At 40.2% G+C, this 19,717-nt stretch carries 23 protein-coding genes and 1 pseudogene; 2 read left to right on the plus strand and 22 right to left on the minus strand.

All coding sequences use genetic code 11. The features are described 5' to 3' along the window. Nucleotides 1-2: 2 nt before the first annotated feature. From HF881_RS01705 to gyrA, 20 genes and pseudogenes are all read right to left on the minus strand, one after another. Nucleotides 3-434, minus strand: a complete 432-nt coding sequence (locus tag HF881_RS01705) for an arginine repressor (RefSeq protein ID WP_001034389.1) — start codon at nt 432-434, stop codon at nt 3-5. Beyond that, nucleotides 427-1,242 (minus strand): TlyA family RNA methyltransferase, encoded by an 816-nt coding sequence (locus HF881_RS01710; protein WP_169446186.1) that lies wholly within the window; start codon nt 1,240-1,242, stop codon nt 427-429. The genes HF881_RS01705 and HF881_RS01710 overlap by 8 nt, the downstream gene beginning before the upstream one ends. Beyond that, nucleotides 1,235-2,110 carry a polyprenyl synthetase family protein gene (locus tag HF881_RS01715; RefSeq protein ID WP_169446187.1) on the minus strand — a complete coding sequence of 292 codons (876 nt, stop codon included), beginning with the start codon at nt 2,108-2,110 and terminating at the stop codon, nt 1,235-1,237. Before HF881_RS01715 ends, HF881_RS01710 begins: the two co-directional genes overlap by 8 nt. Beyond that, a complete protein-coding gene (locus HF881_RS01720) occupies nt 2,107-2,319 on the minus strand; it encodes an exodeoxyribonuclease VII small subunit (RefSeq protein WP_000043224.1) in 213 nt (70 codons plus the stop codon). The genes HF881_RS01715 and HF881_RS01720 overlap by 4 nt, the downstream gene beginning before the upstream one ends. After that, on the minus strand, nt 2,297-3,637 hold the full coding sequence (xseA, locus tag HF881_RS01725) for an exodeoxyribonuclease VII large subunit (RefSeq protein WP_169446188.1): 1,341 nt from the start codon (nt 3,635-3,637) through the stop codon (nt 2,297-2,299). Before xseA ends, HF881_RS01720 begins: the two co-directional genes overlap by 23 nt. A 128-nt stretch (nt 3,638-3,765) precedes the next feature. Further along, complete coding sequence (gene udk / locus HF881_RS01730; RefSeq protein WP_001181376.1) at nt 3,766-4,404, minus strand: uridine kinase; 639 nt, start codon at nt 4,402-4,404, stop codon at nt 3,766-3,768. A 112-nt stretch (nt 4,405-4,516) separates the two neighbouring features. Then, nucleotides 4,517-5,395 (minus strand): tRNA pseudouridine(55) synthase TruB, encoded by an 879-nt coding sequence (truB, locus tag HF881_RS01735; protein ID WP_169446189.1) that lies wholly within the window; start codon nt 5,393-5,395, stop codon nt 4,517-4,519. Nucleotides 5,396-5,557: 162 nt separating this feature from the next. Continuing rightward, the gene (locus HF881_RS01740) at nt 5,558-6,319 is read right to left on the minus strand and encodes a hypothetical protein (RefSeq protein ID WP_169446190.1); all 762 of its coding nucleotides are present in this window, start codon (nt 6,317-6,319) and stop codon (nt 5,558-5,560) included. Between the two features lie 44 nt (nt 6,320-6,363). Next, complete coding sequence (locus tag HF881_RS01745; protein ID WP_240956776.1) at nt 6,364-6,477, minus strand: DUF4176 domain-containing protein; 114 nt, start codon at nt 6,475-6,477, stop codon at nt 6,364-6,366. After that, on the minus strand, nt 6,477-7,280 hold the full coding sequence (locus HF881_RS01750) for a hypothetical protein (protein ID WP_169446191.1): 804 nt from the start codon (nt 7,278-7,280) through the stop codon (nt 6,477-6,479). The genes HF881_RS01745 and HF881_RS01750 overlap by 1 nt, the downstream gene beginning before the upstream one ends. Beyond that, nucleotides 7,264-7,533 (minus strand): hypothetical protein, encoded by a 270-nt coding sequence (locus HF881_RS01755; protein WP_169446192.1) that lies wholly within the window; start codon nt 7,531-7,533, stop codon nt 7,264-7,266. The genes HF881_RS01750 and HF881_RS01755 overlap by 17 nt, the downstream gene beginning before the upstream one ends. Before the next feature lie 127 nt (nt 7,534-7,660). Then, entirely contained in the window at nt 7,661-8,935 is a 1,275-nt protein-coding gene (locus tag HF881_RS01760; protein ID WP_169446193.1) for a DUF2130 domain-containing protein, read from the minus strand. A 92-nt stretch (nt 8,936-9,027) separates the two neighbouring features. Then, nucleotides 9,028-10,308, minus strand: coding sequence for an O-acetylhomoserine aminocarboxypropyltransferase/cysteine synthase family protein (locus HF881_RS01765; RefSeq protein WP_169446602.1), 1,281 nt, complete (start codon nt 10,306-10,308; stop codon nt 9,028-9,030). 150 nt (nt 10,309-10,458) lie between these two features. Next, the gene (locus HF881_RS01770) at nt 10,459-11,256 is read right to left on the minus strand and encodes a formate/nitrite transporter family protein (RefSeq protein ID WP_169446194.1); all 798 of its coding nucleotides are present in this window, start codon (nt 11,254-11,256) and stop codon (nt 10,459-10,461) included. A 124-nt stretch (nt 11,257-11,380) separates the two neighbouring features. Further along, complete coding sequence (locus tag HF881_RS01775; protein ID WP_169446195.1) at nt 11,381-11,728, minus strand: hypothetical protein; 348 nt, start codon at nt 11,726-11,728, stop codon at nt 11,381-11,383. A 122-nt stretch (nt 11,729-11,850) separates the two neighbouring features. Next, nucleotides 11,851-12,192: pseudogene (locus HF881_RS01780) on the minus strand (hypothetical protein). A gap of 119 nt (nt 12,193-12,311) precedes the next feature. Then, nucleotides 12,312-12,434, minus strand: a complete 123-nt coding sequence (locus tag HF881_RS10595; protein ID WP_002876329.1) for a hypothetical protein — start codon at nt 12,432-12,434, stop codon at nt 12,312-12,314. A 56-nt stretch (nt 12,435-12,490) separates the two neighbouring features. Beyond that, the gene (locus tag HF881_RS01785) at nt 12,491-12,907 is read right to left on the minus strand and encodes a hypothetical protein (protein ID WP_169446196.1); all 417 of its coding nucleotides are present in this window, start codon (nt 12,905-12,907) and stop codon (nt 12,491-12,493) included. A gap of 73 nt (nt 12,908-12,980) precedes the next feature. After that, on the minus strand, nt 12,981-13,727 hold the full coding sequence (locus tag HF881_RS01790; RefSeq protein ID WP_169446197.1) for a class A sortase: 747 nt from the start codon (nt 13,725-13,727) through the stop codon (nt 12,981-12,983). Beyond that, nucleotides 13,727-16,195, minus strand: a complete 2,469-nt coding sequence (gene gyrA, locus HF881_RS01795; protein WP_169446198.1) for a DNA gyrase subunit A — start codon at nt 16,193-16,195, stop codon at nt 13,727-13,729. The genes HF881_RS01790 and gyrA overlap by 1 nt, the downstream gene beginning before the upstream one ends. Before the next feature lie 193 nt (nt 16,196-16,388). On the opposite strand from gyrA, the gene HF881_RS01800 reads away from it, so the two are divergent. Beyond that, a complete protein-coding gene (locus HF881_RS01800) occupies nt 16,389-17,375 on the plus strand; it encodes an L-lactate dehydrogenase (RefSeq protein ID WP_038806036.1) in 987 nt (328 codons plus the stop codon). A 130-nt stretch (nt 17,376-17,505) separates the two neighbouring features. Here HF881_RS01800 and HF881_RS01805 read toward each other — a convergent pair whose 3' ends face one another. After that, the gene (locus HF881_RS01805; protein ID WP_001284636.1) at nt 17,506-17,781 is read right to left on the minus strand and encodes an HU family DNA-binding protein; all 276 of its coding nucleotides are present in this window, start codon (nt 17,779-17,781) and stop codon (nt 17,506-17,508) included. Between the two features lie 107 nt (nt 17,782-17,888). Further along, a complete protein-coding gene (locus HF881_RS01810; protein WP_169446199.1) occupies nt 17,889-18,725 on the minus strand; it encodes a DegV family protein in 837 nt (278 codons plus the stop codon). A gap of 143 nt (nt 18,726-18,868) precedes the next feature. Here HF881_RS01810 and HF881_RS01815 point away from each other — a divergent pair, with 143 nt between their 5' ends. Further along, on the plus strand, nt 18,869-19,717 hold the full coding sequence (locus HF881_RS01815) for a YitT family protein (RefSeq protein ID WP_169446200.1): 849 nt from the start codon (nt 18,869-18,871) through the stop codon (nt 19,715-19,717).

Raw genomic sequence — 19,717 nt, forward strand, 5'->3', positions numbered from 1 at the left:
ACCTACCAATTTTTTACTTGTTCAAACATTTCCTTGGCGTCTTCTTCATTTCTCAAGATAATCAAAATTGAGTTGTCGTCTGCCAGACAGTTGAAAATTCTCTCTGAGAAAGTATTCATCAGCTGACTCTTGACAAAGGCAGTATTCCCAGGAATGACATCCAGATTGATCATATTTCCCATGCGCTCAGAACCTACTATGTTATTCTCAGCCAACTGCAAACTTCTTACAATTGTTTTTGGCAATTCATAGATGTATTTATTGTTCTTCAAAGGAATTTTTACGATGCCCAGTTCCTTAATATCTCGTGACACCGTCGCTTGAGTGGCAGAGATACCTGCTTCTTTTAAATGCTCAACGATTTCTTCCTGTGTTCCGATTTGATAATCTGTTACAAATCTTCTAATTTTTTCAAGTCTCTCTTTTTTATTCATCTTTAAATTCTCTATGTGCTCTCTCTACAACTCTTTCTATTTCAGGGGCAACTTGGTTACTTGCTCCCTCTTCCTTTTTCAAATATGCCAAAAATTCGATGTTTCCATGTCCACCTTGGATGGGAGAAAAGTCCAAACCAAGCACTGAAAAACCTTGTTCAACTGCCATAGCAGTGACAGCTTCAAGGACAGTTTGATGAACCTTGGCATCTCGAATGATTCCATTCTTTCCAATCTGCTCACGACCTGCTTCAAACTGGGGCTTAACCAGAGCCACAATTTGACCTTGATCAGCCAAGACACGGTGCAATGCAGGCAAAATCAGACTGAGGGAAATGAAACTCACATCAATACTGGCAAAGCTCGGTTCCTGCTCAAAGTCAGTCTTGTCAGCATAGCGGAAATTAAACTGCTCCATACTGACAACCCGTGGATCTTGACGCAATTTCCAAGCCAACTGATTGGTACCAACATCGACTGCATAGACAAGCACGGCACCATTCTGCAACATGACGTCGGTAAAGCCCCCAGTAGAAGCCCCAATATCAATCGTTGTCGCTCCTTCCACTGATAGATCAAAAACCTGCAAAGCCTTTTCCAGTTTTAAACCACCACGGCTGACATACTTGAGTTTTTCACCTTTGAGTTTTAGCTCGGTGTCGTCCGAGATTTTCTCTCCTGGTTTGTCAAAACGCTCCCCATTAAGGACTGCTACGACTAGACCTGCCATGACACCGCGCTTGGCTTGTTCTCGTGTTTCAAACAAACCCTGTTTATAAGCTAGTACATCCACTCTTTCCTTAGCCATTGATTCTCAAACTTTCTACTATTTTCACAATCGGCTCTGTTTCAAAACTGACTTGCTGAGCAATTTCTTCTAATTTAGCCTCGGCTTGATCCAGAGTTTGGTTACAAAAGGCAGTGGCCTCTTCCAAGCCCAACAAGGCTGGATAGGTTGATTTTTCAGCCTGCAAATCCTTTTGTGGAGTCTTGCCGATTTCCTCAAAACTAGCGGTCACATCCAGCACATCATCTCGAACTTGAAAGGCCAGCCCAATCAATTCACCAACCGATTTCAGTTTTGCCTGCATTTCAGGAGCTAATTCTGCTATGATAGCAGCTGCTTGGAAAGGATAGGCAAGTAACTTACCTGTTTTATTGGCATGAATAGTTTGTAATTCTTCCAAAGACAAGCGCTGGTGTTCACCCTCCATGTCCAAAACCTGCCCTGCAACCATGCCCAGACTCCCTGATGCGAGGGATAAGTTGGCAATCAAGTCCACCTTGATCTGACTTGGCAAATCTGCCAGAGCTATCAAGGCGTAAGGATCTAGGAACAAGGCATCTCCTGCCAAAATAGCCATTGCTTCACCAAATTTCTTGTGATTTGTCAAGCGCCCCCGACGGTAATCATCATCATCCATGGCAGGAAGATCATCGTGAATCAAACTTCCTGTATGAATCATTTCCAAGGCCGCAGCCACCTGCGCGTGAGCTGGTTGGATTGCGACCTGCAAGGCTTCCAGAACTTCTAGCAAGAGAAAAGGACGAATACGCTTGCCACCAGCATGAATGGAATAGAGAATGGACTCTCGTAAACTAGAAGCAATCTGCTGATCTCCATAAAAATCTTCCAAAGCCGACTCAACAAGAGCTAATTTTTCTTGCTTCTTCATTCAAAATCACTTTCTGTTCCGTCTTCTTGCATGACCTTGACCAAGGTCTTTTCAGCCTTATCCAGCGTCGCTTGGAGCTCTTTTGACAAGACCATGCCTTTTTGAAAGGCAGCAATCGCATCTTCCAAAGCAATTTCACCATTTTCCAAACTTTGGACAATGGACTCAAGTTCTGCTAGATTTTCTTCAAATTTCTTTTGTTTTGACATCCTTAACCTCTAATTCTACCTGACCATCTCGCATCAAAAGCGTTACTTGGTCTTTTTTCTTCAACATCTCAACCGAATCGACTACGGACTCTTCTTTTTTGACAATGGCATAGCCACGCGCTACGATTCGACTAGTATCCAACATCAACAAGGCTTCTGAAAGTCGCTTCACTTCAGCAACCTTGGCATCATAAACCAGCGCCATTTGGCTACGTAGGAGCTTGTCCAACTGACCAAGCCAATCCTGATAGCGTTGGATTTTGGTTATAGGTGATAATTGGACTAGTTGATGAGTCCTTGCTTGAACTACTTGTTTGTTATCAGAAATTCGTGTTCGCAAACTTTGTTTTAAGCGCAGTTGTAGTTGATCTAATCGTTGCAAATAACCATCATACAAGCGCTCTGGTTGCCTAAAGATAACAGACTGACTGCATTTTTTCAGAGCTTCTTTTTTTCTTGACAGGACATTTTGTACAGCTGTCGCCATCCGTTTTTCCTGATTTTGCAAATGGGTCAAGAGATCCAGCTTAGTTACAGGCGTTGCCAATTCTGCTGCAGCTGTTGGTGTCGCCGCTCTGCGATCTGCCACAAAGTCTGCCAAAGTCACATCAGTCTCATGCCCCACACTAGAAATGATTGGCAAACGAGATTCAAAAATAGCTCGTACCACAATCTCTTCGTTAAAGGCCCAGAGATCCTCGATGGAACCTCCACCACGACCAATAATGAGCAAGTCCAAATCATCCCGTTGATTAGCACGAGCAATATTCCAAGCTATTTCCTCAGCAGCTCCATCTCCTTGCACCTTGGTCGGATAGAGAAGGATATCGACACCAGGAAAACGTCTGCTCACAGTTGTGATAATATCTCGAATAACGGCTCCACTGCGGCTGGTTACTACACCAATTCTCTTAGCAAACTGGGGAAGAGGTTGCTTGAAGCGTTCTTGAAAAAGGCCTTCTTCCGTTAGTTTTTTCTTGAGTTGTTCAAACTGAATCGCAAGCGCACCAACTCCATCAGGTTCAGCCTTCTCAATGATGATAGAGTAGCTCCCGCTTGGCTCATAAACCTGAACTCGTCCAATCACATTGATCTTCATTCCTTCTTCGAGGTCGAAGCCTAATTTCTGATATATCCCTGACCAGATGGTCGCTTGAATAACCGCATGGTCATCTTTTAGAGAGAAATATTGGTGAGTAGGTCGTTTACGAAAGTTGGAAACTTGACCAGTTAAATAGACCCGTTCCAAGTATGGGTCTTTATCGAATTTCATTTTCAGATACTTGGTCAAAGTTGTTACCGATAAATACTTTTCCATCTCCACCTACTATTCATTTTCTTGCTTTTCCATGGGTATTATTATACCAAAAATATGATTAAAAATCTCCTTTTGCATACCGAAACTACAGGAAAAATAGAAAAAGGAGGCCAAGCCTCCTCATCTGATTATTTGCTGTTTCGAGCTTCTTCCAAAATCTTTGCAATCTTGGTGGTCAACAGGTCGATAGCCACTGTATTGCTGACCCCTTCAGGAATGACGATATCCGCATACCGCTTGGTCGGCTCGATAAACTGATGATACATAGGTTTAACCACACCCAGATATTGGTCAATCACGCTATCCAAACTACGGCCACGCTCTTCCATATCGCGCTTGATACGACGAATAATGCGCACATCATCATCTGTATCCACAAAAATCTTGATATCCATCAAATCACGCAGACGCTTGTCCTCCAAGACCAAAATCCCCTCAACAATAAAGACATCTTGAGGCTCCTGACGATAGGTCTTACTGCTTCGTGTATGCTCTGTGTAGTCATAAGTCGGAATGTCCACCGGACGCCCTGCCAACAACTCCTTAATCTGCTCGATCATCAGATCTGTATCAAAGGCAAAAGGATGGTCATAGTTGGTTTTGACACGCTCTTCAAAGGTCAAATGAGACTGATCCTTGTAGTACGAATCATGCTCAATCATGGAAATCTTCTCATCAGGAAAATGCGATAAAATGGCTCTTGAAACACTGGTTTTTCCTCCACCAGAACCACCTGTAACCCCGATAATGATTGGTCTATTTTGCATGCTATCCTCCGTTTTTTTATCCGTCGTCTATTCTATCACATTTTTTGAAAAATTTATAGTCTAGTTTTGGATTGATTATGGGTAACAATTCTAATACTTGCACCTAGCTAGACTATCCAAAAACCTTCCTTGGCTTATAAAGATTACCCCGTTTTTCTAGAATGGCAAGTAATTTTTCTTCTTCAAAGGCAGCCAATTCCTTATCCGACTGATCTAGCTCGATAAAACGACCAAAGCGAACTTCCGTAGCCTGTTCTGGAGTTAGGAAAACTTTGACAAGGTCCCCTGTTCCAATCTCTAGAGGATGGAGAAAATCCAATTGGCCAGACTCTACTCTTTCAGCAATTTCTTCCAAGGTAAGAGCATCTTCTAGCTGTAAACCGGCTGCACTAGTCCGTGTCAAATGGGACATATGAGCCGCATAACCCAGCTTCTCTCCCAAGTCAACTGACAAAGTACGAATATAAGTTCCCTTACTGCATTTTACACGAAAGGTGAAACGTGCAAGTTCGCCCTCATAAGAAATCGGACTTGTCCGTTCAAAGCTATAAATAGTCACCTGACGTTCTGGACGCTCCACTTCCTGACCTGCACGCGCATACTCATAGAGCTTGCGACCATTAACCTTGACAGCCGAATACATGGGAGGAATCTGAGTAATAGGCCCAGTCAGGCTAGTAATTGCTTCATCGACGAGCTTTTCATCTAAGGGAGATAAAACAGGTGTCTCTGCAACCACTTCCCCACTAGCATCCTCGGTCGTCGTGGAATATCCCAGAGTGATTTCTCCCTCATAGACCTTGCCCTCATCCTGCATAAACTCGACCATGCGTGTCGCCTTGCCAACTGCAATGGGCAAAACACCCACTACATCCGGATCCAAGGTCCCACCATGGCCAATCTTCTTAGTCCCTAAAATCTTGCGCAATTTAAAAACCGCATCATGCGAGGTCATCCCCGCTTCTTTTTTTAAGTTGATAATACCGTTCATGTTTGCTTTCTGATTTCCTTTCTCATCATGTGGTTAATAAATTTTTTTTAATTCGTTCCAGTATCATTTAAACCATCCTCTCATGTCTTTAATCAGGCAATTAGAACCTTTTTTAGATTTTTTTATGTAGCATCAATAACAAATCTATAGGTAAATACCCTACTATTCACCTCTGTCTCTCCAATTTTTTAAGATAGTATAAATATAATGTATTAGTAATCCTACTAAAAATGCGAACAAAGGGCGTAATGATACCAAGCTTACACCCACAACAAGGAAGGCTGATAAAAAATAAATGATAAACGCCTCTAACTTAGAAGGTCTTCTCTCCTCTGGAAGCATATCTAAATGTTCCTTCGTTATAGCTGAGCGATCATCGAATTGATAAAAGAAACGATATCTTGCAGATAAAGAATCAATATTTAAAAAGTCATATCCCCTAATATAATTAATTACGTAAAACATCAGTAAATTGTCAATTTCGTCAATATTTTCAGTATAGAGAGAAATGTTTCTCTTTCCAGCAATTGCAATATTACTTGCAGCATAAACGGCAATCGGAATGCCATCTTTTGTGACAGGTGAAATATCTCCTTTACTACCTGAACCTACACACGTCATTTCATAGTTATTTAAATTAAATTGAAAAACTCCATGCCAGTATGCTTGTTCCCATAAATGATCAAATCTTTTTTCTTCATAATAAATCAAATCCTTATTTAACCCTCTTGCGACTATTCTTTTCTTCTTAGAAATGAATTCTGATACTTTCAAGACAAGAATTTCTACATCTTTTGCATATAGACGATAACCTTCCTCTTCTTGAACGATTTCAATTCTTTCAGTCCAATGTTCATCATCAGGTAATTTTGACTGAAGGATAAATCCTTCTGAGTTTCCACGTAATTTTAATTGTATTTCCATGTTTTACCACCCTATTAATAATCCTAATCCAAATGGTCCTAGTTTCATTTTTGCCTCTGCTTTTTAGTAACTGGATAATGATTAACAATCATGACAGGCTCCACACCTTCTCTCACCCGAACAACACTCCCAATCGGTAAAGTAGTACGTTCTGACATCAGTTTTCTCCTTCTAAATATTTCTTCGCTTCCTGAACATAAAAGAGTTCTGGATTTTCATGGGCAATGCTTTCAAACAAACTACGGGCACGTTCTTCATCTCCTTTTAATTGAGCATTGAGAGCTCCGTAATAAGAAAACATGATTCGGGCTAATTTATTTTCTGGTTCAGCGGTGTCGAAGTAGTCATTCGCTTCTTGATTAAACACTATATCTTTTATGGCTTGGGCTTGAGCAACGAGTTTAGCCTTACCATCTTTCGAATCTGGCGCCTTGGACAACTGTTCCTCAAAGAAAGTGATAGCTGATTCATCTTGAAGGTAAGTAGAAGATAGAAATTCATAATATAATTTCTTCAATTCAAATTTTTCTCTATTTTTTTTAGAAATACTAGAAAAATTGATATTTGAAAATTGACTAAGCGCTAATAAAAAATCTCCTCTCAGGTAAGCTAATTCTCCTTTGATTAGTTCTAAACCAACCTCGTAAACTTTCTTATTAGACTTATAAGAATGATGAACACTATATTCAAAGAAAGATTGATATTTTTCAAAATCCATCAAACCTTCTTTCCAATGAAGTATAACTTTACCAATTAATATGCCCAATAAGTATCCTAAAAACAAAAATAGTAAAGATAAAAATAGTAAAAAACGAACTGCAAAAATATTTTGTTTAAACAATAAAAACAAACCCAAAATTGCCAAAAAAACAGAAATAGTAACTGAAAATCTAGATACTTTACTGATATAAAAAGTGATTTTTGCATTTTTACTGGCCAACTTATTAATTAAATCTTTCATCTTTTTTCTCCGAACTTTTATCTTCATTAGATAGCAAAGCTATACCAGTTAGAACCGCTATCACACTACCTATAGCAGCTTCAACAGGAGCAAAAGCTATCACTACAGTAACTACAGTAATAAATGCAACTCCATAAAATACAAACTCAGCATTCTCAAATGTTCTTTGGAGATGATCCTCCGTTCTCACCCCTGTTTCAGTGGTCGTCTTAACTGTTGCGTAGTCTTGTTTGACCTGATTATGTTCCTTCACATAGGTGACGTACGGTAAGAACTTATATCAGTTTTATCTTTCTAAATAGCTCTTCGTTTCCTGTACATAAAGTTGTAAATATTTAATGTAGACATACGACTATTTTAAAGTTATTTCATATTTAAGGCTACTCCCCCTTCAGCGCTTCAAATTTCGCTTTCATGGTTGGATTTTTTCGGGTCAATTTTTTGACGGAAACATCTTCCAATTTATTGTTTGCAAGGCGGAGCTGGTTTTCGGATGTTGTCAGGAACTTCTTGACTTCCTCCATACGCTTTATAGCCTTGTCGATTTCATCGATGGCTTTACCAAAGTTGGTCGAAGCAGAGTTGTAGTTCTTGGCAAAAGCTACTTTGAAGGCATCCAAGTCTTCCTCAAAATGTGTAATATCGATATTCTGCTCACGAACTAAAGCCAACTCTTGCTTGTATTTTAGGGAATTAAGCGCCGCATTTCGCAAGAGACCAATCAACTGGATAAAAAACTGAGGTCGGACGACATACATCTTTTCATACTCATGACTGACATCCACGATACCCGTGTTGAAATAATCGTTATCCGCCTCAAGCATGGTCACCAAAACGGCATATTCACAGTTTTTCTCCCGGCGGTCCTTGTCCAACTCCTTGTAAAAATCTGCATTCTTATGCTTCTTCTCTGTTCCGTCCGCTTCATTTTTCATCTCAAACATGATAGAAATGATTTCTAGCCCATTTTCATCACATTCACGGAAGATAAAGTCGCCTTTAGAACCGCGCGCAGAAACCTTGTTATCCTTCTCAAAGTAGGCATTTGGAAAGGCAAAACTGCGTACCTTGTTAAACTCACTCTCAGCATACTGTTCCAGACTTTCTCCGACAGCTTTTGTAGATTGTTGAGCTTTGAAATTCTTGTAAAATTCGACTTGTTCACTAGCCGCCTTGAGCTGGGCTTCATAATTTTGCTTGAGGGAAGCTAGAGATAACTCATTTTCCTTTTCTTGCAAGAGGAGCTGATTTTTGACCTGATCGCGCTCTTTTTCTAGGTCAGAGAGGGTCTTTTGCAGTTGATTTTCATGCTCTAAACGCAAGGTAGCCAGTTGGTTTTCCAAGGTCTGTACTTCCTTATCCTTAGCCAGTAAAGCCTCATGACTTGTCTGTTCAACCTCTTTTTTAGCTAGCTCTTTCTCTGTATCAAAGTTTTGGATTTGACTCTGCAATTGCGCAATTTCTTGGTCTTTTTGAGCCAGTTTAGACTGTTGCTCATTCAAGGCCTTTTGCTCAGCTAGAGCAAGCTCCTGCTTCATGCGATCGTGTAATTCCTTATCAAACTCAGCTGTTCTCACTTGAGATAAAAGTTCAGCATACTGGCTTTCATTTACTGTAAAGACTTCTCCACAGTTGGGACATTTGATTTCGTTCATATATTCCTCTTTCTAGACTTCTGTAACCATTATATCATGCTTAAAGGAAAATCAAAAACAGTGAGTCGAAACTCACTGTTAATCTGTTTACTTTATACTTTTTCCAAGGCCAAGCGCAAATCTTCAATCAGATCATCTACATTTTCAAGACCGATAGACAAGCGGATTTGGTTTGGTGTGATACCTGCAGATTCTAGGTCCTTTTCAGATAACTGTCCATGAGTGGTTGTCGCTGGATGGACCACGAGGGACTTGGCATCTGCAACGTTTGCTAGGTCAGAAAAGATTTCCAAATTATCAATCACCTTGCGGGCTTCTGTCTCTCCACCTTTGACATGGAAGGTAAAGATTGAACCTACACCTTTTGGCAAGTATTTCTCAGCCAAAGCACGGTAAGGACTGTCAGCTAGTTTTGGATAGTTGACTTTTTCTACCTTAGGATGGTTAACAAGGAAATCAACGATTTTCTCTGCATTTTGCACATGGCGTTCGACACGAAGCGAAAGCGTTTCGAGTCCTTGAAGTAAGAGGAAAGCATTAAATGGTGACAAGGCTGCACCAGTATCACGAAGCAATTGAACTCGAACAGCGATAATAAAGGCTGCTGCCCCAACATCACGAGTATAGCTCAAGTTGTGGTAGCTAGGATCTTCCTCTACAAATTGAGGAAATTTTCCTGAGGCTTCCCAGTCAAAACGACCGCTATCCACGATAACACCACCAATAGTCGTACCATGACCACCGATAAACTTAGTTGCCGAGTGAACAGCAATATCTACACCGTGAGAGAAGACGTTAATCAAATACGGTGTGGCAAAAGTATTGTCCGAAACGAGAGGAATCTGGTGTTTATGCGCAATCTCAGCCAATTTTTCCAAGTCAGGAATGTTAATCAAGGGATTCCCCAAGGTTTCAATCAAGACAAGCTTGGTATTGTCACTGATAGCTGCTTCTACTTCCTCCAAATTATCCACATCCACAAAGGTTGTTGTGATTCCATAACGAGGAAGGGTTTCTTTCAAGAGATTGAAGGTTCCACCGTAAATGGTTGACGCAGCCACCACATGGTCGCCTGCGTGAGCAAGCGCCAAAATAGTGTAGGTTACAGCGGCCATACCTGATGCTGTTGCTAGTGCTCCAACACCACCTTCAAGAGCAGCGATTCTTTCCTCAAAGGCTGCTGTTGTAGGATTTGTGATACGAGTATAGATATTGCCTGGTTTTCTCAAGGCAAACAAATCAGCACCTTCCTGCGTGTCATCAAAAACGAAGGATGTTGTTTGATAAATCGGTACTGCACGAGATTTGGTCGCTGGATCAACTACTTGCCCAGCATGTAATTGTAGAGTTTCAAATTTAAAATCACGAGTCATAAGACGACCTCCAAATAGCTTCATTAAGGATATTGTATCATCTTAGGTTAGCCTTTTCCAATACCGTTCTTCTATATTTTGATATAAGGAACAACTATGACTAGTCTTACACCTCAAACAAAAAAGCACGATTGACTCGCGCTCTTTTCTTTAATCGACATAAGCATCTTCGTTTTTATTGAGGAAGGCGTATGGTAATCCCATCAAGAGGCCTCCTCCAATGAAGTTCCCAATAAAGGTCACACCCCAGTGACGAAGGATATTAGGAATGTCAAAGTTTGCGATGGAATCAGCTGCAACACTGAACTTAACAATCGCAAAAGAAGCAAAGTTCGCAGCAATGTGTTCGTTTGTTAAGAATACAAACATGTAAATAGCTGACAAAACAAGCCAAAGTTTGGCCCCACCGTCTTTCACCAAAACAAAGGAGAGAATGGCAATGTTTACAAAGATATTGGCTAAAATACCTTCAAGCAAGACTAGCTCATTGGAACGGCCTAACTTCATCTCTACAACCCCTGAGATGAAACTATCATGAGTCAGATTTGCATAGGCTGCTGAGTGGGCAAAGCCCCAACCTGCTATCAAAGCCCCGATAAGGTTGAACAAGGTACAGTAAAGTAAAATCTCAGCTGTTTTTCTCCAAGAGATTTTTTTCAAGAAACTACCAGCAGTCAAAAACATCATGTTTGAAGTTACCAACTCAGCATTCAAGAAAACAATGTAGGCCAATCCCCAAGCAAAAATAAATGGGAAAAGGAAACGTCCGCTACCTGGCGCTATTTTATTAATCAAGTCAGCTCCAACTGCACCCGCAGCCGTACTAAATGTTAGAAAGGCACCTGCAAACATAGAACGAATCGCATACTTAAATTTGCTTTGACTATAAAGACTTTCTTTCTTCTTGCAAGCAAATTCAATCTTTGAGATAAATTCTGAAGAGACCATAAAAAACTCCTAAAACTTTTATTTGTGAATATTATAACATAAAGAACGCATTTTGAAAAGCCTTTCTTGTATACGTTTTCTACAAAGAAAATCAATGCATTGGGGAATTCCATAAATCTCTCCTTTACCCATTAACAGAAAAACATTCCAATGTTTCAAATTGATCATCCAAAAATTCAAACTCAAATAGGTGCCAGTCATCGAAGGTTTGCTCACAATAACTAACTGTTCCTTGATTGTAGTCAATGATAGGTTTCCCCAGCTTGTTCTTCACATCTTCCTCGCTGACTTCTCCATACATTTCCTTAAGATCAGCTAGCATGAAGTTGATAATTCTATTGAGATTTTTCTGATAATTTTTTGATAACAGTTCAACTTTATCTATAAAGTCACAATCAGGCTCTTCGTCCCAAACAAAGGTCACTCCCTCATGCTCATAAGTGTATTGCTGTAAACTCTCATCAAAATTCATTGTTCACTCTCCAAATCATTATCATTTACTAAAAATTTATTAACATTAATCAAAATGTTCAAATGATTTCATAAAAATGTCTTCCACACACGCGTACGATAAAATAACAACACTTGCAATGATTAGAAGATATCATCATAATGTTCACTCGCTTGTTTCACAAACTCGAAAATATTCAAAGATATGGGTTTCATTTCCAGTGAACCTAATGCCCCCAAATCATTCATATAAATAGTGTCGTCAGAATCTTTCTTTATAAAAAAAGCAACATCCCCATCTTGCCCAATCAGGAAAAAATCAGGTTCCCACTCTTCTATTTGGTAGGTGGAGTTTCTCTCTAGCAAATCTAGCCTCGAGTATAAGGTGATACCTGTATTCTCTATTACGAAGCCTCCTTACTTTTCAACTTTGGACAAAAATACTTTGTATAAGTTGGGAAATACTAAATCAATCTGATGATGCATTGACAGCTCCTATTCTATTTTTCCGGCTGTAAAAGTCCTATACCTCATCTTCACCTAGTTCTCTAAAATGTGAAATATGATATCCAAAATAACACTTCCCCCGATTTTCCTATGAAGATTCAGTGTCCAGCCATATTGGCAATTCCTCCCAAGAATATCATAGGAAGATCCTTGTCAAATGGAAAACTACTTGTTATGTCTTCTTTGAGCCTAACTAAATACTTTTCTCTTAACTGACTCATTATCTATCCTCTCTTATACTAGGCATCCTTCGGTTTCTTACTATAAATCTTTCAACTTATCCATCACTTACAATTCCAATATGGTAGTTTTTAGTTTCATTCTTTAGATTCTTGACAAGCATATCATTCTGTTTTGATTTGCCAAAGAAAAATGATAGAGTCTTTCTGTCTTTCTGTTCAATATACAAAAGATATCTTCCCCCATTCAATTTGACACTTCGAATATATTTGACTTCAATCCTTTTGATGTTATTCAGCGGAATGATTCGCTTCACAAATACGAAAGCATTGTGAATATAAAGTCTCCCATTGGCAATGTGAAACGGGGCAAAAAAATTACCACCACTACGACGGACAATTATAAAACGTCGCCAAAAGATTAGTAAAAGAATAGAGGTTAATAAGTAAAAGGCAAAACTAAAGACAGAACCTTCCCACATCGTTTTCATTCCAATCCAAAAATATTCAAACATGATTATTCTCCTTTGACCGACGATTCTATTTGACAAAAAACCAGCGAAAAATACAATTCACTGGTTTTTGAGGTTAATAACGTTGTTTATATGGCTGATTAAAGGCGTTTAGGATATCATCAGATGTTTCAGAATATGCTTTAACTTCTTTAAAATCACCTTTAACAATAATCCGCTCTGTCGCATTATAGTCGACACAGGTTACCAATGTGATTTCTTTGATACCATCACGGTCTTCAATTTCGTCTACGCGATCAGGCGTCACGTGCTTCACCTCACGAATCTCATAGGTGTATACTTTATCTTTATCAGTCAGATAAATCTTCATCCCCGCTTTGGCATTGACCAAAGGTGAAAAGAGCATCTGACTTGCATTTTCAGCAGTAAAGATATGGTGACTAGCTAGAGAATAGTTACCCTCTCCCATTTTCTGATTTGCTTTCATGGTTCCTGCTCCGTAGAACAAGTTTACATTATCCAAACCTTTAAAAATAGGCAGGTTGATCTCTACTTCAGGAATGGCAATCCCTCCTATGACTGGAAGTTGTTGAGCATCCCACTGGGCAGCTAACACCGCTTCTGATGAGATGGATTTGACAGATTCAAAATCAAAATTTCCCTCTGTCTCTTTATTCTCTTCAATCTTTTCCTTAGTCACCTGACTGACTTGGTATTTATTGGTATTCCAAACCATAAAGATGTCACGAATTTGAGCATTAAAAATCAAGACCAAGGACAAGAGGATGAGAAAGACTGCTAGGATATTGGTCAGCAGATTCCTGCGTTTCTTTTTTTTCTTTTTACTATCTTTTTCAGACATTATACTTCACTCTCTGTTTCAATTTCAGTCCTAACTTCTTCTTTTTCTGCTGCGGCAACCGTTGTGAAGGTCACAATCTTAGCATCCTGGTCTAGACGCATCACCTTCACTCCCATAGTTGAGCGTCCTGTTTGTGAAATATTGGTAACGTTTGTTCGGATCATGACACCTGTATCTGTGATAATCATCAGGTCTTCATCCCCCTTAACAGTGAGGAGACCTGCCAGAGGACCATTCTTCTCAGCAACATTGGCTGTCTTCATCCCTTTACCACCACGGCCTTTAGTTGGATACTCAGTTGCAACTGTGCGTTTCCCATATCCTTTTTCAGTGATGATAAGGACCTCATCCTGGTCAGTGATGACACTAGCACCAACTACAGTATCTCCTTCACGAAGGCTAACTCCTCGAACACCTGTCGCGATACGGCTCATGCCACGAACAGCTGACTGATTAAAGCGAACAGCATAACCAAACTTGGTACCAATGATGATATCGGTATCTTCTTCTGTCAGTAAGACATTGATCAACTCATCCTCATCCTTGAGATTCAAGGCCTTAAGTCCATTTTGACGAATATTAGCGAACTCTTTGACACTGGTTCTCTTCACGATTCCGTGACGAGTTGTAAAGAAGAGATAGGCGTCATCACTACGTTCAGACTCAACGTTGATGATGGTCTGAATACTCTCACCTTCGTCCAACTTCAATAGATTGACAACTGGCAATCCCTTAGCTGTACGCCCGTATTCTGGGATTTCATAACCTTTTAGTCGGTATACTCGTCCTTTATTGGTAAAGAAGAGCAAATGATCATGGGTGCTGGTTGAAACCAACTCACGCACAAAGTCATCATCCTTAACTCCAGTACCTTGAACGCCACGTCCACCTCGTTTTTGAGCTGTGAACTCACCTTGGTCCAGACGTTTGATGTAGCCTTTGTTCGAAAGGGTAATCAAAACATCTGTCTCCTCAATCAAGTCTTCGTCCTCAAGTGTCAAGACTTCTCCGACCATCAATTCTGTACGACGTTTGTCACCAAACTTGCGTTTGACTTCGTCTAGCTCCTCTTTGATGATTTGCGCCACACGCTCTGGTTTGGCAAGAATATCTGCCAAATCTGCAATCAAGGCAATCAATTCATCATACTCTGACTGAATCTTATCTCGTTCCAATCCTGTCAAACGACGGAGACGCATATCAAGGATAGCCTGACTTTGACGTTCAGAAAGCTTGAACTTGCTCATCAACTCAGCTTGCGCTTCCGCATCCGTTTCACTAGCACGGATAATACGAATCACTTCATCAATATGGTCAAGTGCGATTAAAAGACCTTCTAAGATGTGCGCACGCGCTTCTGCTTTTTCCTTGTCAAAACGAGTACGACGAACAACCACTTCTTTTTGGTGCTCGATATAAGCATCCAAAATTTGACGAAGGGATAAGATCTTCGGTACACCATTTTGAATCGCCAGCATATTGAAACCAAAGTTGGTTTGCATCTGGGTCATCTTGAAGAGGTTGTTAAGGATAACATTCGCAGACGCATCGCGTTTGACCTCTATCACAAAGCGAACCCCTTCACGGTTGGACTCATCACGTACAGCTGTAATGCCCTCAAGGCGTTTTTCCTGAACCAAGCGAACAATATGCTCATGGACCTTGGTTTTATTGACCATGTAAGGGAATTCTGTTACAACGATGCGCTCACGACCCGTCTTAGTGGTTTCAATCTCTGTGCGAGAACGAAGTACAATCGATCCTTTACCAGTCTCATAGGCCTTATGAATCCCTGATTTCCCCATAACAAGGGCACCAGTTGGAAAATCGGGACCAGGTAAAACTTCCATCAAGTCCTTAGTTGTCACATTCGGATTGTCCATGACGAGCTTTACAGCATCAATGGTTTCACCCAGGTTGTGAGGTGGAATATTGGTTGCCATCCCAACAGCAATCCCAGTTGCCCCATTTACCAAAAGGTTTGGAAAACGGGCTGGCAAGACCAAGGGTTCACGTTCATTAGCATCGTAGTTATCTACGAAATCAACTGTGTTTTTATTGATATCACGAAGCATTTCAAGAGCAATCTTGCTCATACGTGCCTCAGTATACCGCTGCGCGGCAGCACCGTCTCCATCCATGGAACCAAAGTTCCCATGCCCATCGACAAGCATGTAACGGTAGCTCCACCACTGGGCCATACGGACCATGGCTTCGTAAATAGAGGAATCCCCGTGTGGGTGGTATTTACCCATAACATCCCCTGTGATACGGGCTGATTTTTTATGAGGTTTGTCTGGAGTAACACCTAGTTCATTCATTCCGTAAAGAATACGGCGGTGGACAGGCTTCAAGCCATCTCGAACATCAGGAAGAGCACGCGCTACGATAACACTCATGGCGTAATCGATAAAGCTGGTCTTCATCTCCTTTGTCAGATTGACATTCACTAAATTTTTATCCTGCATTAATAAATGCCTCATTTCACTATTAGTAATTAGATATATTATACCATAAAATGTCCTTTATTTCAGGCTTCTGAAACTACTAAAACGTTTACATCTATAACCGAATAGAATATTCGTGACAAAGCTTTTTAAAAGTGATAGAATGAAAGTGTCTGGGGATTCCCCTAAAAAAAATGAAGGAGATGTTTAGATAATGACTTCAACTAAACAACACAAAAAAGTGATCCTTGTTGGTGACGGTGCCGTAGGTTCATCTTACGCTTTCGCACTTGTTAACCAAGGAATTGCACAAGAGCTTGGAATTATCGAAATTCCACAATTACACGAAAAAGCTGTTGGTGATGCGCTTGACCTTAGTCACGCCCTTGCCTTCACTTCACCTAAAAAAATCTACGCTGCTCAATACTCTGACTGTGCAGATGCTGACCTTGTTGTTATCACTGCAGGTGCTCCTCAAAAACCAGGTGAAACTCGCCTTGACCTTGTAGGTAAAAACTTGGCTATCAACAAATCAATCGTAACACAAGTTGTTGAATCAGGTTTTGATGGTATCTTCCTTGTTGCAGCTAACCCAGTTGACGTTTTGACTTACTCAACTTGGAAATTCTCTGGATTCCCTAAAGAACGTGTTATCGGTTCAGGTACTTCACTTGACTCAGCTCGTTTCCGTCAAGCACTTGCCGAAAAATTGGACGTTGATGCTCGTTCGGTTCACGCCTACATCATGGGTGAACACGGAGACTCTGAATTCGCTGTTTGGTCACATGCCAACATCGCTGGTGTAAACCTTGAAGAATTCCTTAAAGACACTCAAAACGTTCAAGAAGCTGAATTGATTGAATTGTTCGAAGGTGTTCGTGATGCTGCTTACACAATCATCAACAAAAAAGGAGCTACATACTATGGTATCGCCGTAGCACTTGCTCGTATCACAAAAGCAATCCTTGATGACGAAAATGCAGTACTTCCACTTTCTGTATTCCAAGAAGGTCAATACGGTGTGAAAGATGTCTTTATCGGTCAACCAGCTGTTGTTGGTGCACACGGTATCGTTCGTCCAGTAAACATCCCATTGAACGATGCGGAAACTCAAAAAATGCAAGCATCTGCTAAAGAATTGCAAGCAATCATTGATGAAGCATGGAAAAACCCTGATTTCCAAGCAGCTTCTAAAAACTAATTAAAAGAAGGTTCTCATTTCATGGGAGCCTTTTTCTTTTTGCACAGAACGATAAAATCATATTTCCCAAAACAAAAAAGCCTGTCTCACAAGCTCAAATGCTTGATATGACAGGCTTTTTGAAAATTCATTATTTAACAGCGTCTTTAAGAGCTTTACCAGCTTTGAATGCTGGAACTTTAGAAGCTGCGATTTTGATTTCTTTACCAGTTTGTGGGTTGCGACCTTTACGTGCAGCACGCTCACGAACTTCAAAGTTACCAAAACCGATCAATTGAACTTTTTCACCAGCTGCAAGGTATTCAGTTACTGCTGCGAATACAGCGTCAACTGCTGCTGCTGAATCTTTCTTAGTCAATTCTGTAGCTTCTGCTACTTTAGCGATCAAATCTTGTTTGTTTGCCATGTTAATAATTCCTCCAAATAATTTCTAATTAACAAATATAATCATATCCTAAAATTGCCCACAGGTCAAGTCAAAAACGCTATTTCTAACGATTTTTCTCTATTTTTTTAGGAATGATATCGAACCAAGACAGCCCACGCATTTTCACCTGTATGGGTTTGAATGATGGAGCCTGTTTCCAGTACTGAGATTGGTTTTTCGACATAAGTTTGTAAAACACTTTTCATCTCATGGGCCCATTCATTGGTACCAGCGTAGGAAATTCCAATTTCCGCAACGGATTTATGAGAAAGGGTCTCGGCCAACTCGTCAAGCCATTTTTTAAATGTCTTAGCACCGCGCCCCTTTACAATAGGTTGGAGTTCATGGTTCTTCATTTGCATGACGACACGAATATTTAACAGAGAACTGATCAAGCCTGTCACACGCCCAATACGACCACCCTTGACTAGGTTTTCTAATGTTGAAACACCGATATAGAGTTCAGTATGATTTTTCACATCTTCCACACGTGCTAAGATAGTTTCTAAATCTTTTCCTTCTTGAGCAAGTTTAGCCGCTTCAACAACTTGAAACTTCATCGCCTGGTCTGTAAAAGAACTATCAATAACGGTCACATCAGCGCTAGAGAGGCTTGCTCCTTGGCGAGCAGCTTCAACAGTACCAGATAGTGCATGGGACATGTGAATAGCGAGAATCTGGCTACCATCTTTACCTAGCTCTTCAAAAACTTCAGCAAATACTCCCACTGGAGGCTGACTGGTTTTGGGTAGGTTTTTACTTTGTTGCATGAGATGAAGGAATTCCCCCTCTTTCAAATCTGCATCAGAATAAAGGATACCATCAATCATCACAGATAAAGGAACAACGGTGATATTTAATTCTTTAACCACTTCTGGTTCAATAGTAACAGAGGAATCCGTTACAATTTTTACTTGTGTCATATCTTCAATCTTTCTATTCTTCTCAATAAGATAGGGATTTATCACTTTTATTATATCAAAAAATTGTTAAAAAATCATGATGAATCCAATGAAAAAGCTTGGAATTTTGGTATAATCTATCTATAGAAAAGCGAGGAAGAGTCATGATCCGAAAAGTCCAGCCTATTATCACTATCATACTTGGGGCAGCTATTTATGCCTTTGGTCTTACCTACTTTGTAGTTCCTCATCATTTGTTTGAAGGCGGAGCAACTGGTATCACATTGATTACCTTCTATCTCTTTAAAATTCCTGTCTCAGTGATGAATCTCTTGATTAACATCCCTCTCTTTATCCTCGCTTGGAAGATATTTGGTCCGAAAACTCTCTACTCCAGCCTTTTGGGAACCATTTCCCTCTCGATCTGGCTTGCTGTCTTTGAACGAATTCCTTTACAATTTGACTTGCAAGGTGATCTCATTATTGTCTCTTTAGTTTCTGGTGTTTTACTAGGAGTTGGTTTAGGTATTATCTTTAATGCTGGTGGTACAACAGGTGGATCAGATATTGTTGCTCGCATCCTCAACAAATACACCAATATTTCAATTGGAAAATTGCTTTTCTCGCTTGATTTCATTATTCTAATGTTGATTTTGATTATCTTCCAAGATTTGCGCCTAGTGACTTATACCCTCTTATTTGACTTTATCATCGCTCGTGTTATTGACCTGATCGGTGAAGGAGGTTATGCTGGTAAAGGATTTATGATTATAACTCAATTTCCAGATCGGTTAGCCGAAAAAATTAACGATGAACTCGGACGCGGCGTAACCTTTATATCTGGTCAAGGTTACTACAGCAAAAAGGATTTAAAAATTATCTACTGTATCGTCGGTCGAAATGAAATCGTTAAAATGAAGGATGTGATTCACCAAGTCGATCCTCAAGCCTTTATCACCATCACAGAGGCTCATGAAATTCTGGGGGAAGGATTTACTTATGTAAAAGATTAA

The organism is Streptococcus sp. WB01_FAA12 (assembly GCF_012843315.1).
Lineage (GTDB): Bacteria > Bacillota > Bacilli > Lactobacillales > Streptococcaceae > Streptococcus.